The following is a 15,585-nucleotide window of genomic DNA, read 5'->3' on the forward strand; positions in this document are numbered from 1 at the left end:
AATGCCGACATCCATCGAAGATCGCGGGCGCACCCTGATGGCAGCTCTTCCGCCTGTAGGTGAAAAATATGCTGCGCGCCAGGCTGATTACCTTAAGCGCAACCATTTCGTTGACACTGTTTTTTACCAGTCCCGCACCGGGGTTTCCCCTGAGAATGCCCATTTGCATTACATTTGCGAAGGGCAGTTTCAGGGCGTTCAGCCCAACCGTTGGTTTGATCCTTATTGGTATTGCGGCACGAATAACCTTGATGCCAACGATGCAAGAAACCCTGCACGCCATTATATGGACCATGGCTGGAAATTTGGCCTGGACCCATCTGTGTTGTTCAGCACATTTGGTTACCTGGAACAGAATCCGGATGTCGTCGATGCGGGAATGAACCCCCTGTTGCATTTCCTGCAACACGGGCGGCGTGAAAGACGTCGGGTTATCTATCCAACGTTCCTTCCGTCTCGGCAGCTGGATGACACCATCCCGCCCCTCTTGCGTATCCCCGAAATCAAGACAGATGATATTCCAGCCGGGCCGCGTTTTGGGCATCTGCTGCTGGCGCGTTTTGTCGAAGCATTGAATGCGCGTAGCATTCCCGTAGACATCGCATTTCTGAGCCGCAAAAACCCGGATATCGAACATCGTTTTCGGGAACGCACCAAACATCAGATCGTGCAGGGAAAAGCAACGCTTGCCATCCGTCATCTGGGCCTGGATTGGGTAACCATCGAGCTTTGGGAACGCGCACGTCCGGTACGGACATTTGAAATCCGCACACAATATCTGCAAGGCATATTTGAAGGTATTGAGACCCGCAATTTCACATGTATTGATTGCCGGGGTTTCATTGATGCTCACCAGATACCCGATCAAATTTTAAACTATGCCACAAGAGAGAGTGATCAGATTATTCTGTGGGTACATGACTTTTTCATGTTGTCGCCCTCCCATACGCTCCTTGGGCGGTTCGCGCGTTTTGACCCCGAAAACCTTAACACCACAACCGATCCCGGCCATAAATTCCGAACCACTGACGGGCAGCTTATCCCGCGTTCAGACTGGCAAGCCGCCTGGGGCAGATTGGTTGACCGCGCGGATCGCGTTATTTTCGAAATGAGCGGACAGACCCTGCATTCGCCCCTTAAGACCTTTCAACAGGTTTGGCCGGGTATTGTCGGCAAGACCTTCAAGATCAACACCGCACCTCTGATTGTTTCAAAAACCCTGACCCCGCCCCCGAACCCCAGAGCCATGATAATCGGAATACTTGGCAATCTGGAATTTGAACGCGGATCAGATGTGATTATGGACGTCGCCGCGCGACTTGATGAAATAGGTTCCGGAAAACTGGTGTTTGTAGGCCAAGACTATCACAACATTGAATGGGGTGAGGCGCATATGATCGGAAATCACTATTACGATCCGGCCCATATCCCATCTATTGCCGAGCACCACGAAATTACCTGTTGGTTGAATCCGTCGATCTGGCCGCGTCCATATTGCGACACCACGCGCGAAGCGCTTGCGACTGATCTGCCGGTGTTCGGATTTGATCTTGGCGCGCAGTCTCAGCCCCTTCTTGAAGGCGCGAATGGCCATATTCTGGAAAGCAATCCAAAAGAGGCCAGAAAGATTGTCGCAGAGATCCGCGCAGTTTTGTCTCGCCAACCTGAGCGAGGGTCATAAACAGGATTTGCCTTTCCGCTATCGCCCCTGAAATTGTGGCTTATTGTTCCAGCCGATATTGCTATACTTGCCACAGCCACCCTTTATGCAGAGACTTCCGTGCCCGACATTTCCGAAAAAGATATCCGACAGGCCCGAAAATTTTTCCGTCGTTCCGGATTGTTTCGCCTGAAATTTTTCAACAAGGTCCTCGATGCAGAACAAGGCGTCAACTGTGATAGCCTGGATGATGCAATTCGTTTTTCCTTAAGCCATCCGGATCAGGGAAAAATGAACTATTTGTTTGATAACAAATGGTATTGTGAACAGCTGACCGCTGCGGGTGAAACACTGAACGGCAAATCCACGCTTCAGCATTACGTTGAGATCGGGGAAGATGCGGGCCTTTCACCTTCTCCCTTTTTTGACTCAAAATGGTATCGTGAAACATATTCTGACTGGCAGGTGCAGGATACAGATTTCAAAACGGCACTGGGCCATTTCTTCAGTCGTGTAAAAGATAAAAGTTACACATCTCCGTGCAAATATATTGACCCGCATTTCTATCGCAGAGTGTATCTCGACATCGAACAATCGGTCAGCGATCCTGTGCGCCACTATCTCTTTCATGGTGATATTGAAGGACGGCGGCCTTCGTATGAATTTGACCCTGCCTTTTATCGCTACGCCTATATGGATAAATCTGAAGCGAATGATGCGGCATTCAATCATTATATCCGTCAGGGCCGGGCCATGGGGCATGAACCCTGCCGTGAAGCTGTCCCGGCGAAGGTTCTGATTGAGCAGGCCGATCACTATACTGCGCCCGGGCCCGACTTTGAAGAAATCGATCATTCTCTGGCGAATTTGCCACCATCAGATGTGGAATGTATTGCGTATTACCTTCCCCAGTATCATCGCCTTCCGGAAAACGACAAATGGTGGGGTCAGGGGTTTACAGAATGGCGCAATGTCACGCGTGGCAAACCCCGTTATGTCGGACACTATCAACCCCACCTTCCCCGGGATCTTGGGTATTACGACCTGACAACACCCGGTGTTATGGCGCAGCAAATTGATCTTGCGAAACTGGCAGGCGTAAGTTGCTTTGGCTTTTACTACTATAATTTCGGACAACAGCGCATTCTGGAAAAACCCCTGGATGCTTTCCTTGCCGATGAAACACTGGATCAGAAATTCTGTCTGATCTGGGCAAATGAAAACTGGTCGCGCACCTGGGATGGTGGCGCACAGCTGACCCTGCGTGAACAATCTTATGCCGAAGACCAAATACCTTCGATTGCCGCGGATATGGTCAAATATATTCGTGACGATCGCTATTTACGGGTCGACGGTAAGCCCCTCATCATATGCTATCGCGCAGATGCGCCAGCGCACCCGGCCCGGTATTACACCCGTTTGCGCGAAGCGATCTGTGCCGAAATCCGTGAAGATATTCAGCTGATTGGTGTGCAAAGCTTTGGCTTTATGGATCCTCGTGTCGCCGGCATGGACGGGGCTATTGAATTTCCGCCGCACAAATTTACATCCCTTGTGGACAATATGTCAGGCGCTCTGGATCTGACAGATCCTGGTTATGTGGGCCGTAGCTTTTCATATGAGGCCGCCGTGGATGCCGCACAGAACATGGCACCTGTGACCTATCCGTTAATCCGCTGTGCTGTACCAGCCTGGGACAATGAGCCCCGTCGTCCGGGCGCGGGCCTTGATTTCCATGGTTCCAGCCCTGAGCTTTACGCACGCTGGCTGCAGAACAATGTAACCTACGCGCGGGAAAACCCTGTTGGGTCCACGCCTTTGATCGCGATCAATGCCTGGAATGAATGGGCGGAAGGCGCACATCTGGAACCCGATGTATATTATGGTGCAGCATATCTGAACGCGACAGGCCGCGTATTGCGGGGTGGGCATTCTGATGGATGACTTCGCCCCCCGGAAGGCTCTTGTTCAGGCCTCCGGACTGTTTCATCCCGAAGACGCTCGCGCAATTGCAGCCCAATATTTCCCCGACATCACGATCAATGGAATTCGTTCATATCTGAGGTTTGCCGATACACTTTGGCCAAACTTCCTTTTTGATCCGGCCTACTACCGTCGTCATTACGGACATCTTCTGCAGGGGATGATGCCATTAGAACACTACATTTTACAGGGTGATAAGGCCGGGTGTAATCCATCTGCATTGTTTGACGTTGCGCTATATCGCAACAGCGTACCGGATTGGCATACAAGCCAAAGCATTGCCCATCCCACCACCCTGTCCCATTACCTGAAACATGGCATTCACAATTTCCTGCTGCGGATCGGGCCTGGCTTTGACCCCGGGTACTACCTGCGCAATTACCCTGATGTGCAAGCCGCGAATATACCGCCTCTGCGACACTATCTGCGCAATGGCGAAGCCGAACACCGGCAACCCAACCCGTGGTTTCATCCTCTTGCGTTCCGCATGCAGATTGAAAAGGATCCGCCACAAAACACCGACTTTGTGGCCGCCCTGCCCCATACCCCTGCCTTAGCCCTGCATGTGGAATTTTGTGCGCAAATTACTCCGAAAAATGCCATAACGGCTGCAATTGAACGCAACACCAGCCCTGGACCCAATTTCGAAGCCGCGCCCCTGGACAAAGCTGTTTCCAAACCCAAAGCTGTCATGCTTGCGCTTTTCAATGATCAGGCAGATGCCAGCTGGGAACGCGTTACAATTGGCCAGCCCTGTTTCGGGGATCATCAACAACCCCGAATTCCCGGCGCTTTAGGGTCATACGCCCAAAGCGATCCAAACGTATTGCGGGATCAGGTCCATCAGGCGCAACATTGCGGTGTCAGTGCTTTCATTTTTCATCACAGGCCGGGCAACGCCAATGTTTCTCTCTCTCAACTGCGCAACGACAGCCAGCTTGAGATGTCATTTTGCCTTCTGCTGAAGACGGATCCGGTCACCCCCGAAGACCTTTCGGATCACCTGACAGATCCCCGCTATCTGCAACTGAATAATCGTCCTTTATTTACCTTTGAGGGGCACAGCAAACCGCCTGCAGGTCTGCGGGATACCATTCAGCGTATGACAGGCCATTCACCCCTGTTTTTCACTGTACAGGCGTCAGAGTCAGACAATCCTCTGACGCGTGGGTTTGACGGGGCTATTGAACTCAGCCCAGACAAATTTACGCGTGAAATGCCTGACCACGCGTTAGATGCCAGAGTATTCGACCCTGCGAACATTCAAAAAACCTGGGATTATGCCGAATTCGCTTTGAAATCGAACCGGTTTTCAGATGTGTCTTACCCCTTGATTCAAGGCGCGTTTCCGGATTGGGACAGCCATTCTCAGCATCAGTTACATTCAGGCACCATTCTGAATGCCAGTCCCGCGGCCTTTCAGGATTGGATCAGTACATTAACTGCACGCGCGCAAGCTCACCCGGTTTACGGCAGTCCTGTCATCGCAATAAATGGCTGGAATTCCTGGGACAGTTGCGCCTATCTGGAAGCGGATCAACATCACGGGTTCGCCTATATGAACGCGTTACAGCGTGCCTTGCAGCATGACGCCCCCCCCCCTGCCCATTTCAGTACATTGCTTGTCGGCCATGATGCATTTCCATCCGGTGCGCAGCGCCTGTTGCTCAACATAGCCCGCAGCCTTTCAGGGACCGGGCGTCATTCCGTGGCAGTCGTTCTGCTTGGGGATGGACCTTTGCTGGCAGAGTATGAGGCAAGTGTACCCACCTGGGTTGTCCATAATCAGGCTGACCTTGCAGCTTTGATCCGGCAGGACATGTTCCGGACCCTGAAGACTATTGTTCTGAATACAACAATTTGCGGCAGCGCTGTGCAAACACTTTCTCAGCATGGGGCCGAGATCCGTGTGCTTATACATGAACTGTCTGGCATCCTGGAACAAAACAATCTGCAGGCTGAAACCAACGCACTTGTGGAACATGCTGATCAGCTGATCTTTCCTGCCCAACTGGTGGCCGGGGAATTTGCAACCTTCAGTGATGACCCCGACCAATGCCGCGCGAAAACCCACATCGCGCCTCAGGGGCTTTATCAGCTGCCCGACGCCTTAAGCAATAAACATGCGGCCCGGGAAACCCTGGGCATATCGCAAGACGCCCATGTTTTCCTCAGTGTTGGCTATGGGGACAAACGCAAAGGGTTTCTGGAATTCCTCAAAATCGCGGGCAAGCTGGCACAGTCTGATCCCAAAGCTGTGCTGTTTTGGATCGGTGGGATCTCTGGCGATGTTCTTCCTCAGCTTGATCGTTTCCGTGAAGCCCACCCTGGCCTGACACTGCGAACACCGGGTTGGGTTGAAAATTCATACGATTATATGCATGCCGCAGATGTTTTATTTCTGGTATCGCGCGAGGATCCCTTTCCATCGGTCGTCCTCGAAGCGCTTTATGCTGAATTGCCCATTCTCGCCTTCGATACCCGCATTGGGAACCTGCATCTCATCCGCCAGTTTGGTGAAGTGATCGAAGCCGGGAAATTTGGAAAATTTGCCCGACGGGCAACAAAGCTTGTGCTCTCTCCGCCAGAAAATATGCACACGGCACGCAGGTTGATTGAAGAAGAGTTCAATTTTTTCAACTACGCCCATAATCTTATCGCCCGGGAAGACGGGGTTTCCGTTGTTGTTCCGAATTACAATTACGCGCCTTATCTCGAACAACGTCTCAGCAGTCTGTTTCAGCAAACGCTGTTGCCCCGCGATGTCCTGGCAATTGATGATGCATCATCAGATGACAGCGTCACTTTGCTTGCCAGCGCGCAGGCCAGTGCCACCTGTCCGTATCATATCAGGGTGAACCCAACAAATTCCGGCAGTGGATATCTGCAATGGCACGCGGGGGCTGTTCAGGCCCGGGGTGACTTCATCTGGATCGCCGAAGCCGATGACAGCGCAGACGACGGGTTGTTAGAAAAGACTTTGCCATTGTTCGACGATCCGTCGGTTGGGTTTGCATTCACGGACAGCAACGTCATCGATGGCACAGGGCAGCATGTGGGGCAACGCTATGCCAGCTATGCGGACACCGTCGAGCCGGGGTTTCTGCGACAAAGCTTCACCATGCCTGGCCCTGAATTTTTGCGCCGGGCCTTAACGGTTAAAAACCTGATTGTGAACGGCAGCGCTGTGATCTGGCGGCGCTCGGCGTTTCTTCAGGCATGGGATACGCTGCCAGATGACCTGCGCCCGCATCCGCTGGTCACCGATTGGGCCCTTTATGCCACAGCCTGTTCTGCCGGACACCATATTGGCTATGTGGCTGATCCGCTGAATATGCATCGCCGCCATGACAGTGGGGTGACCCAAAGCCTGAATCCGCAATCGCATCTGGATGCTATTGAACGGATGCATCAATATGTGAATACACTTATCACACCGCAGAATTTCAAAGCAGCCCAGGCGGGCTATATCCGTGAACTCAGGCAACAGTTTCAGATGGAAAGTACATCATGAGCACCGCAAACAGCGCTTTTGATATCATGCGCCTGCAGGAACAGCAGCAGCTGGACCATTACATCCGTCCGAAGGGCGCTGACTATATTCGGGAGCTTGGGAAAATAGAAGTTGCCCCGCTTCGAAAGCTGTTGCGTAAAACAGGGTTTATAGACGCCGCCTGGTACAGCACGCAGGTTACCACCCCTTTGTCCCCGGATGAGCATTACGCAAAAACTGGCATCTACGAAGGTTTGTCACCCAATCCCTGGTTTGATCCTCAATGGTACGCCGGACGGTATGCAGATGACATTGCAGGCGAACCAACCGCCTGGTTTATTCAACATGGCTGGAAACGTTTTCACGATCCATCCCGCAGTTTTTCGACCTGGGGCTATTTGCACAACTATCCTGATGTGGCACAGGCGCGGATAAATCCGTTGCTGCATTTCTTGCGGGCCCCTGCCGGTGAGCACCGGAAAGCAACCCCTGCAATCTCTCCCCTCTCTGCAAAGGCGGGTATATGGCCGTCTTTGCGCGCATTTGTGCCGCCAGCCGGATCAATTGCGGATCGTATTCAAGCCCTGAACAGCCACGACATTGGTGTGGATATTACGTTCCTGCATGACTGGGGTGGCGGGATTGATACAAGGTTCCGGGACTCTGTGAAACGCAGGCTCACCCAAAATATCGTATCATTGGCAATTCGTTCTATTCGGAATGGACGGGTTGCATTGGAACTTTGGGCAGATGAAAACCCGCTTCCGCTTCCGGACGTTGCCCAGGAAGAACTACCTGATCTTCTTGATCACATCCAAAACCGTTATTTTGTCTATGCCTCAGCTGTGGCCAATGACAACGCCCATGAAACCCCCGGTTTCATTTTACGCTGTGCCGCACGTGACAATGACCCCCTGGAAGTCCGTATTCACGATTACTTCCCTCTCAGCCCCTCTTACACGCTACAGGACAGCGACGGGGTGTTCAGGGGGATACCCGCGTCAGACACAAGTGATTCAGCCCATACCTATATGTCAAAAGGGGGGACAGCCGTGCCACTTTCGGCGTGGCGTGAGAATTGGAAAAAGCTGATGGAAAGGGCCAATAAGATCGTCATCGAATCCGCGTCTGTGTCCCGTACGCTTACATCTGTCTGGTCGGGTTTTTCCGAAAAGCTGGTCATGCATCCGCAGGAAGCCCTGCCCTATATCCTGCCCGTTCTTCCCCCACTGGCGGGTCGTCTGAATATTGGCATATTGGGCAATATGGTACCGCATAAGGGTGCAGGAATTGTGCAGGCACTTGCATCTGTGCTGCCCGCGGATGCAACCCTGACTGTCTTAGGTGATCTCGATCCGGAATACACAGTGCCCGCGCAATGCCAGATCCATGGCCGGTATATGCCGCAGGACATTTCCCTTCTGGCAACCCATTACGGGATCAATTGCTGGCTTATTCCATCCATCTGGCCTGAAACCTTTTGCTTTACCGCCCACGAAGCTCTGCAAACAGATCTTCCTGTTTTCAGTTTCGATTATGGCGCGCAGGCGGACACAATGCGAAGTGCGGTAAATGGGCATGTCCTGACCGAATTGCCTGACAAGGATACAGAACAACCCGCGCGCATCCTGGATGAAATCCAGAAGACAGTAAAAGCCACACTTAACCAGATACAGATCAGCCAGGGTCTAATCCCGGAAAAGCTTAATGGCTTGAACTGACCTTTCAGGGGTATCGCCGCCGGTCAGCAACAAACCCCGTGACTTTTGAACGAAAAGCCCGATAACATGTGAACCGCAGGGCCGGTACAAGAGTAGAATGAGTTCACAAGACGTAAGCGCAGGACCATGGACCGTAAAAAACTAATCCTACATATTGGTCATGGAAAAACCGGCACATCCGCGATCCAGACCTTTCTTGCGATGAATGCCAGGCTTCTTCTGGATTACGGTATCAGTTACCCGCAACACCGGTCTTTTAAAATCGCCCGCAACGGCTGGACCAGTTCTGGTAACTTTGATGCGAAAAGCAATCTTCAGACCATCCTGAAACAGCATGCCGCTGGGGAAAGTAAGACCTTGCTGTTGTCGTCTGAATATTTGTTTCGCCACTTGTTGCTTGATCTGTCCCAGGATGAGATGCGCCAGATATCTGCCGAATTTGATGTCACCATCATTACTTATGTACGTGATGCCGTGGACTATCTGGTGTCGATCTGGGGCCAAAGCATCAAACGTGAGGGAAACACCCAAAACCTGAGTGAATTCGTTCAGAAGAATTTCGATTATCCGCAACCCGTCAGCGCATTTATTGAAAAATACCAGGGCCTGGAGCTTCAGCTTGTTTTCAGAAATTACAGCCGTCAGCGTGAACATCTGATACCTGATTTCTGTGGGATTATTCTGAACGGGACCCCGACAGATTTTCTTTCACAGGCGGCAACACACAACCGGCCGGTAAATCGTTCCCTGACCATCGCAGAATATGAGATTCAACGTCAGTTCAACACATATTGCAAGGATAAGATACCGGCCCGGTTTGTGTCTGATCCACTGGTAAATTACTTGCCTGATATTCCTTCAGAAAGCCCGGATATTTCGCGCGATGCGCTGGAACATCTGCGCCTGATTGCCTGTCCGCGCATCAAAAAGGCAAACGCTTTGCTGCCTTCTGATGCACAGATTTCCTTTGACGAAGAACGCCTGAAAATTGCGCCGGAAGCCGAAGACAAAACCTATACATTCACCGCAGATCAGCTGTCGGTCCTGGTCCAGTCGCTCTCTGCCGGCCTTCAGCCAAACACCGGGATGGTTGACCTTCAGGAATTCCCCTCACCAACGCGCAAAGCCAAAATTCTGATACGGGATGTCGCGCTGAAATACGAAACCGGGGCCCCTGTAACCCCGGAAGAAGCGCTGGGGCTTCTGGAACTGATTGATGATGCGGGTATCGCCGGCCCCCTTGTGAAAAGAAAAATGAAGGAAATAGCCCAGCTTCTGGAAACCGGCTTTCCGCAGAAACACCCATAGCCTTCCGCGTTTCAGGTAATAAAACCACCATATGGCGTTTGGCCGACCGCGCGGCTTACCATTTCAGACAGGGTGACAATATCAAAAACCGGGCGTTTCAGACGGGCCTGAAGGGCGTGGGCATAAGGCGGCAAATCGGTGCATTCCAGAACAATCGGCCCAATTTCCGGATGGCGCGCGATCATATCCTCGGACGCAGCCAGCAGTTCAGCCTCGATCTTTGCCAGATCCATTTCCGTGCGTTCATTGCGCAGGATCACAGTTGCAAATTCATCTGTATGATCAAGGCCCTGGACCACAACCGGTGTGTTTTCCGCACCAACCCCCTGCATATGGCGATCTGTCAGGCTGCTGGCGGATGCGGTGATCACACCCACGGTGCGCCCGGTCATCTGGTGGGCCAGAGGCACCTGGATCAGGGATGACACAAAGACAGGCACATTCACCGCCGCTGCGATTTCCTTCTGAAAGATCGCGAGAAATCCGCAGGAACCGGTGATGGCGCGCACCCCTTTGGCCTCAAGCCGTTTTGCCGCATCAATAAGACGGGTCTTCATTTCACCATCCGGATTGGCCAGCAGGCCCGGTACGGTGATCCCGTCCAGCATTTCATAAAGCGTGGTGAAATTCAGGCTGGATGGGTTTTTGATATGACCAGGAGGTTTGGGAAAATAGCTTTCAAGGGCCAGAACGCCAATGGAAACGCCGCATATATTCTGTCCGCCGGGATGGATTGTCATGGTATTATCCTTCTTAGTAACGCCGCACGCGATAGGGCGTCAGATCAATATTTACGGTGGTGTCTGTGGCAATATCCGCCACGATGCGCCCGGTTTTCGGGGCCATCATCAACCCATAGTGACTGTGCCCGAAGGCTGCGATCAGACCGGGGAAACCGTCAACTTCGCCAATGCAGGGCAAGCTGTCGGGCAGGCTGGGGCGCTGACCGGACCAGGTGCTGATATCCGTATCATTCAGACCTGGCAGTAAATTGCGCGCAAGTGTCACCAACCCGTCCAGGCGTTTCTGGTTCAGGGGTTTATCAAGACCGGCAAATTCAGCTGTCCCGGCGACACGCAGGCCTTCTTCCATGGAAGACGCGACAAATTTCATATCCATATCCATCACGGAATGGGTCAGCGATACGCCGGGGCTGGCAAAGCTGACGTGATAGCCGCGTTCAGATTCCATCGGGATGTGAATGCCAAGCGGTTTCAGAAGTTCCCGTGACCAGATACCTGCGGAAAGCACCAGTTTAGACACGTTTTCAGTCCCTGCCTCTGTGGTATAATCCCAGCTGCCATCTTCACGGGGCAAAATGGCCTGCACAGAGTGTTGCAGAGTTTCGCCGCCCATGGCGCGGAATTTATCTGCCAGCACTTCGCCAATACGCCCGGGGGATGTGGCGCGGGCCTGTCCTTTGATCAGGATTGCAGCTTTGAAATCCGGCGTCAGATCCGGTTCCAGCGCACGCAGATCAGCCTGCCCGATTTTCTCAATCGGTGCGCCAAATTCCTTGCGAATGCGATAATCAACACTGTCGTCATTCGCATCATCCCCGTTCCGGAAGGCATGCACATACCAGCTGTCCTGCAACAGGTCTTCATGGCCTGTACCCGCCAGATGTTGCCGGAACAGATCCACATTATCGCGGTTCAGCACATCCATCGCACGGGCGACTTCGTGAACACGCGACATGCGTCCTTCAGACAGAAACCGCATCCCCCAAAGCGCCACCCGCGGCAGATATGATGGTTTCACCGTGACCGGGCCAAGCGGATCAAGCAGCCAGCCCGGAACTTTCTTCCAGAGGCCCGGCATGCTTTGCGGCACAACAGACCAGGGGGAAATGATCCCCGCATTGCCAAAAGACGTGGCCTGCCCAGGTGCACCCCGGTCAATCAACCGGACATGCAGGCCTTTTTCTGCAAGGGACAGGGCCGAACATATGCCGACAATTCCTGCCCCAAGTACAACCACATCCGGGGTCATCTTCTGTGTCATGCGGCCGCCTGTGCTTTGGACTGACCCATTTTCTGCTGGATCAAAACCGGTGCAATCAGGGCCACTGCCAGCAGATCAGAACTGCCGGAAGGTGCCACAAGCATCAGCCCGCCCAGTGCCATCAGCACACGCCAGATGCCGTGCAGGGGTGCCATGAAGTAAGACGACACAGCGGTCGCGATTGCAAAGACCCCAAGCGCACAGGTGCCTGAAACCTGGATAAAGCTTGCGATGGTGAAATATTCCGGCAGAACAATCAGCATCGTCGGTGCATAGACAAATACCATCGGAACCATCAGCTTACCAAGCCCCAGCGTAAACGCCGTCAAACCCGTACGGAAAGGGTTGGATCCCGCGATACCTGCCGCCGCATAGGCCGACGCACAAACCGGCGGGGTGATCTCGGAAATCACACCATAGTAAAGCACGAACATATGTGTCGCGAGCGGTGGCACACCCAACTGGCTCAGCGCCGGTGTCGCAACCGCCACAAGCATAATGTAAAGCGCGGTGGTTGGCAGGCCCGCCCCCATCAGGATACAGGCCATGGCGATCAAAACCAACGATGCAAACTGCTGAATGCTGCTCTGGCTGAAGGTTTCAATACCTGTCCAGTCCAACATCGGCGCAAGCCAGGCCGCGATGTCTGCCGCGCCCCCTGTCACCATGAAACCAAGACGGAAGCCAACGCCGGTTGTGTTGATCACACCCACAACGATGCCCACAGCCGCCGAAGCTGCACCAACAGCCAGGGCATATTGCACGCCCACATGGAAACTGTCGAAAAGGTCGCGGAAGTTCTGACGCTCATTCCGGTGCAGACAGCCCATGATGGTCAGCGCCGCCAGCATCCCGGCCATAACAGGGGAATAACCTTCGCCCGAATAGGGGGACGCTTTCCACAGGATAAACGCAAGCACCCCGGCCGGCACGATCATTGTGGCGGGTTTGTTAAAGGCGCAGAAACCAACAACCACACACAGGCTGAGACCAATGAAAGCAGCCATATTCGGGGAATAACCCGAGAACAACACAAGCAGCAGGGCGATCAGCGGAATAATCGTGTACCAGCCATCACGCCAAACCTGCAGGAACTTTGGCAGCTCTTCCTTTGAATAAGCTGTGAGGCCCAGTTTTTTCGCGGTGAAATGCACAATGGAAATCACACCGATATAGTGCATCAGTGCGGGCACAATCGCCGCAATCACGATGGTTGTGTAAGGCACCTCAAGATATTCAGCCATCAGGAAACTTGCCGCCCCCATGATCGGTGGCGTGATCTGCCCACCTGCCGAAGCCGCAGCTTCAACCCCGCCTGCGAAATGGCCGGGATAGCCCAGCTTTTTCATATTCGGAATGGTGAGAGAGCCTGTGGAAACGGTGTTTGCGATAGAAGATCCTGAGATCGTGCCAAAAAACGCAGAAGACACAACCGATACTTTCGCCGGACCACCGGTGTAGCGGCCCGCAACCAACATGGCGTTATCAACAAAGAACTGACCCAGGCCCATACGCTGTGCGACGACGCCGAACAGCACAAAGTGGAACACAACGGTGGAGACAACCCAGAGCGTCACGCCAAAGATGCCTTCGGACGGGAAATACATGTTGTTCACAAACTGTTGCCAATTCACGCCTGGGTGCTTCAGGATCTGCGCGGGCATATAAGGGCCAAACAGCGCATAGACGATGAAAACAAGAATAATCAGCGGCAGCACAAAGCCAATGGTGCGCCGTGCGATTTCCAGAACGGTCAGGATCAGGATTGACCCGAAGAACACATCCATGCCGGATGGGTTGCCCTGCCGCAAGGCCTGTTCCGTGATGTTCAGACCAAAGCCGTCAAAACCCCGCCAGCTGACCCAAAGCCAGAGAGACGCAGCAATGCTAAGAACCGCAAGCACCCAGTCATAGATCGGTACATTGCCGGGCTTCAGCGTGCTGTTGCCGTGCCATTCCAGGTTACGGGCCGATTTAATCAGGGGGAAACCCACAAAAATAAACAGAAAAAGACCTGCAAGATGGACACCCATATGCACATGGTCCACCGGCGTGCCAAAACCCGCCGTCCAGAGGTGGTACATGGCAAAAGCAATGCTGGCCCAATACATCACCTGGGTCAGTCCAGGCCCGTTATCACGGGTGTTCAGAGCGGAATCATACTTCTTTTCGAGCTCTTCCAGCTCTTTGGCATCAAGATGCGTTTCGATTGTCATGGGGATCTCCGATCGGGTCGCGCACCCGCAGGCAGGTCACAAATAGAAAAAGCGGCACGGAATATCCCGTGCCGCAGTTCAGGGGAGGTATCAGTCAAGCATACCGATTTCGCGGTAGAAACGCTCCGCACCCGGATGCAGAGGCACACCAATGCCCTCGATCCCGTCAAGCGCAGTTTCCAGCGTGATCGCAGCACCTTTCGGGTGACCATTGTCCAGCAGTTTACGGGCGGTTTCAGACCACATCGCTTTGGTGATCTCATAGATCAGATCATCGTCAATATTAGCGTTGGTCACCAGCATACCAGACACAGCAACGGTGTTTACGTCGTAATCCACACCAGGATAAGTGCCGGCCGGAATGGTGGATGGAATGTAGTAAGGCACAGTTTCATTGGCCTGGGCAATTTCCGCATCGGACCAGTTGTGCAGTTCCATCCCTTTAGTGTTGTCCAGCTGGATCATTGCCGCAACCGGGGTGCCCGCCGCATAGAAATACGCATCAAGCTGACCATCTGCGATACGTTCCGCAGACTGGGAATTGTTCAGTTCTGCTTCGTCCATATTGTCACGGGTTACACCGTGATCTGCCAGGATCAGTTCCACCGCGATCTGGGTGCCGGAACCAGCCTGCGCAATGCCGACACGCTGACCTTCAAGACCAGACAGGCCGCCATCAAGCGCGTGACCTTCTGGAAGGACCAGATGCAGATCTTCCGGGAAGAGGTTCGCGATGATGCGCAGATCCGGCTTGGCGTTGCCTTCATATTTGCCGGTGCCATGATACGCGAAATGCAGGGTTGCAGCGCCGGACAGGCCCGCTTCCATCTGACCCGCCTGAATGGCGTTCACGTTATGCGCAGATGCGTTGGTGGATTGCGCCATGGCAACAAGGCCCGGAACGCCGCAGTTGCCACCTTCGTCACAGGCACGGGAGCCCGGAGGGTTGGAAATCGCGTTGGCGATAATGCCGCCGATGGGGAAGTAGGTGCCGCCTGCACCGCCGGTACCAATGCGGAAGAACTGCATGTCCTGCGCAATCGCAGCAGATGTCAGCATGGTACCGGCAAGCGCCGCCGCCGTGATCGTTTTGATAAGTTTCATTCTCGTCTCCCTAATGTTGTGCCGCGTTCAGGCCGCGGCCTCCTCCTATTGTGATTGGATTAGCTTAGGGAGGATGATGCATAAATACTAATTCAA

The 15,585-nt window shown here is 53.3% G+C and carries 9 protein-coding genes; 5 read left to right on the forward strand and 4 right to left on the reverse strand.

Going from position 1 to position 15,585, the window contains the following annotated elements; all coding sequences use genetic code 11:
• Window position 1: 1 nt before the first annotated feature.
• The 5 genes from H1D41_RS15670 (at window position 2) to H1D41_RS15690 (ending at window position 10,165) form a co-directional block, all read left to right on the forward strand.
• Window positions 2-1,681: a hypothetical protein gene (locus H1D41_RS15670; protein ID WP_228849806.1), complete on the forward strand. Its 1,680-nt coding sequence runs from the start codon at window positions 2-4 to the stop codon at window positions 1,679-1,681.
• A 99-nt stretch (window positions 1,682-1,780) separates the two neighbouring features.
• A complete protein-coding gene (locus H1D41_RS15675) occupies window positions 1,781-3,604 on the forward strand; it encodes a glycosyltransferase WbsX family protein (RefSeq protein WP_228849807.1) in 1,824 nt (607 codons plus the stop codon).
• Window positions 3,597-7,157 carry a glycoside hydrolase family 99-like domain-containing protein gene (locus H1D41_RS15680; protein ID WP_228849808.1) on the forward strand — a complete coding sequence of 1,187 codons (3,561 nt, stop codon included), beginning with the start codon at window positions 3,597-3,599 and terminating at the stop codon, window positions 7,155-7,157. Before H1D41_RS15675 ends, H1D41_RS15680 begins: the two co-directional genes overlap by 8 nt.
• Window positions 7,154-8,857 (forward strand): glycosyltransferase, encoded by a 1,704-nt coding sequence (locus H1D41_RS15685; RefSeq protein WP_228849809.1) that lies wholly within the window; start codon window positions 7,154-7,156, stop codon window positions 8,855-8,857. Before H1D41_RS15680 ends, H1D41_RS15685 begins: the two co-directional genes overlap by 4 nt.
• A 126-nt stretch (window positions 8,858-8,983) precedes the next feature.
• The gene (locus H1D41_RS15690; RefSeq protein WP_228849810.1) at window positions 8,984-10,165 is read left to right on the forward strand and encodes a hypothetical protein; all 1,182 of its coding nucleotides are present in this window, start codon (window positions 8,984-8,986) and stop codon (window positions 10,163-10,165) included.
• An 11-nt stretch (window positions 10,166-10,176) separates the two neighbouring features.
• Here H1D41_RS15690 and H1D41_RS15695 read toward each other — a convergent pair whose 3' ends face one another.
• The 4 genes from H1D41_RS15695 to H1D41_RS15710 form a co-directional block, all read right to left on the reverse strand.
• Entirely contained in the window at window positions 10,177-10,905 is a 729-nt protein-coding gene (locus tag H1D41_RS15695) for an aspartate/glutamate racemase family protein (RefSeq protein ID WP_228849811.1), read from the reverse strand.
• Between the two features lie 13 nt (window positions 10,906-10,918).
• A complete protein-coding gene (locus H1D41_RS15700; protein ID WP_228849812.1) occupies window positions 10,919-12,169 on the reverse strand; it encodes an NAD(P)/FAD-dependent oxidoreductase in 1,251 nt (416 codons plus the stop codon).
• On the reverse strand, window positions 12,166-14,385 hold the full coding sequence (locus tag H1D41_RS15705) for a TRAP transporter permease (protein ID WP_107496229.1): 2,220 nt from the start codon (window positions 14,383-14,385) through the stop codon (window positions 12,166-12,168). Before H1D41_RS15705 ends, H1D41_RS15700 begins: the two co-directional genes overlap by 4 nt.
• Window positions 14,386-14,475: 90 nt before the next feature.
• Complete coding sequence (locus tag H1D41_RS15710) at window positions 14,476-15,489, reverse strand: TAXI family TRAP transporter solute-binding subunit (protein WP_228849813.1); 1,014 nt, start codon at window positions 15,487-15,489, stop codon at window positions 14,476-14,478.
• Window positions 15,490-15,585: the final 96 nt, after the last annotated feature.

The organism is Halocynthiibacter styelae, from assembly GCF_016123485.1.
In the GTDB taxonomy this organism is placed as follows: Bacteria; Pseudomonadota; Alphaproteobacteria; order Rhodobacterales; family Rhodobacteraceae; genus Halocynthiibacter; species Halocynthiibacter styelae.

What these genes read in the sequence shown, in the direction of transcription:
- H1D41_RS15680 (WP_228849808.1), top strand. Translation starts at nt 3,597, where the DNA reads ATGGATGACTTCGCCCCCCGGAAGGCTCTTGTTCAGGCCTCCGGACTG.
- H1D41_RS15705 (WP_107496229.1), bottom strand. Translation starts at nt 14,385, where the DNA reads ATGACAATCGAAACGCATCTTGATGCCAAAGAGCTGGAAGAGCTCGAA.
- H1D41_RS15710 (WP_228849813.1), bottom strand. Translation starts at nt 15,489, where the DNA reads ATGAAACTTATCAAAACGATCACGGCGGCGGCGCTTGCCGGTACCATG.
- H1D41_RS15690 (WP_228849810.1), top strand. Translation starts at nt 8,984, where the DNA reads ATGGACCGTAAAAAACTAATCCTACATATTGGTCATGGAAAAACCGGC.
- H1D41_RS15695 (WP_228849811.1), bottom strand. Translation starts at nt 10,905, where the DNA reads ATGACAATCCATCCCGGCGGACAGAATATATGCGGCGTTTCCATTGGC.
- H1D41_RS15685 (WP_228849809.1), top strand. Translation starts at nt 7,154, where the DNA reads ATGAGCACCGCAAACAGCGCTTTTGATATCATGCGCCTGCAGGAACAG.
- H1D41_RS15700 (WP_228849812.1), bottom strand. Translation starts at nt 12,169, where the DNA reads ATGACACAGAAGATGACCCCGGATGTGGTTGTACTTGGGGCAGGAATT.
- H1D41_RS15670 (WP_228849806.1), top strand. Translation starts at nt 2, where the DNA reads ATGCCGACATCCATCGAAGATCGCGGGCGCACCCTGATGGCAGCTCTT.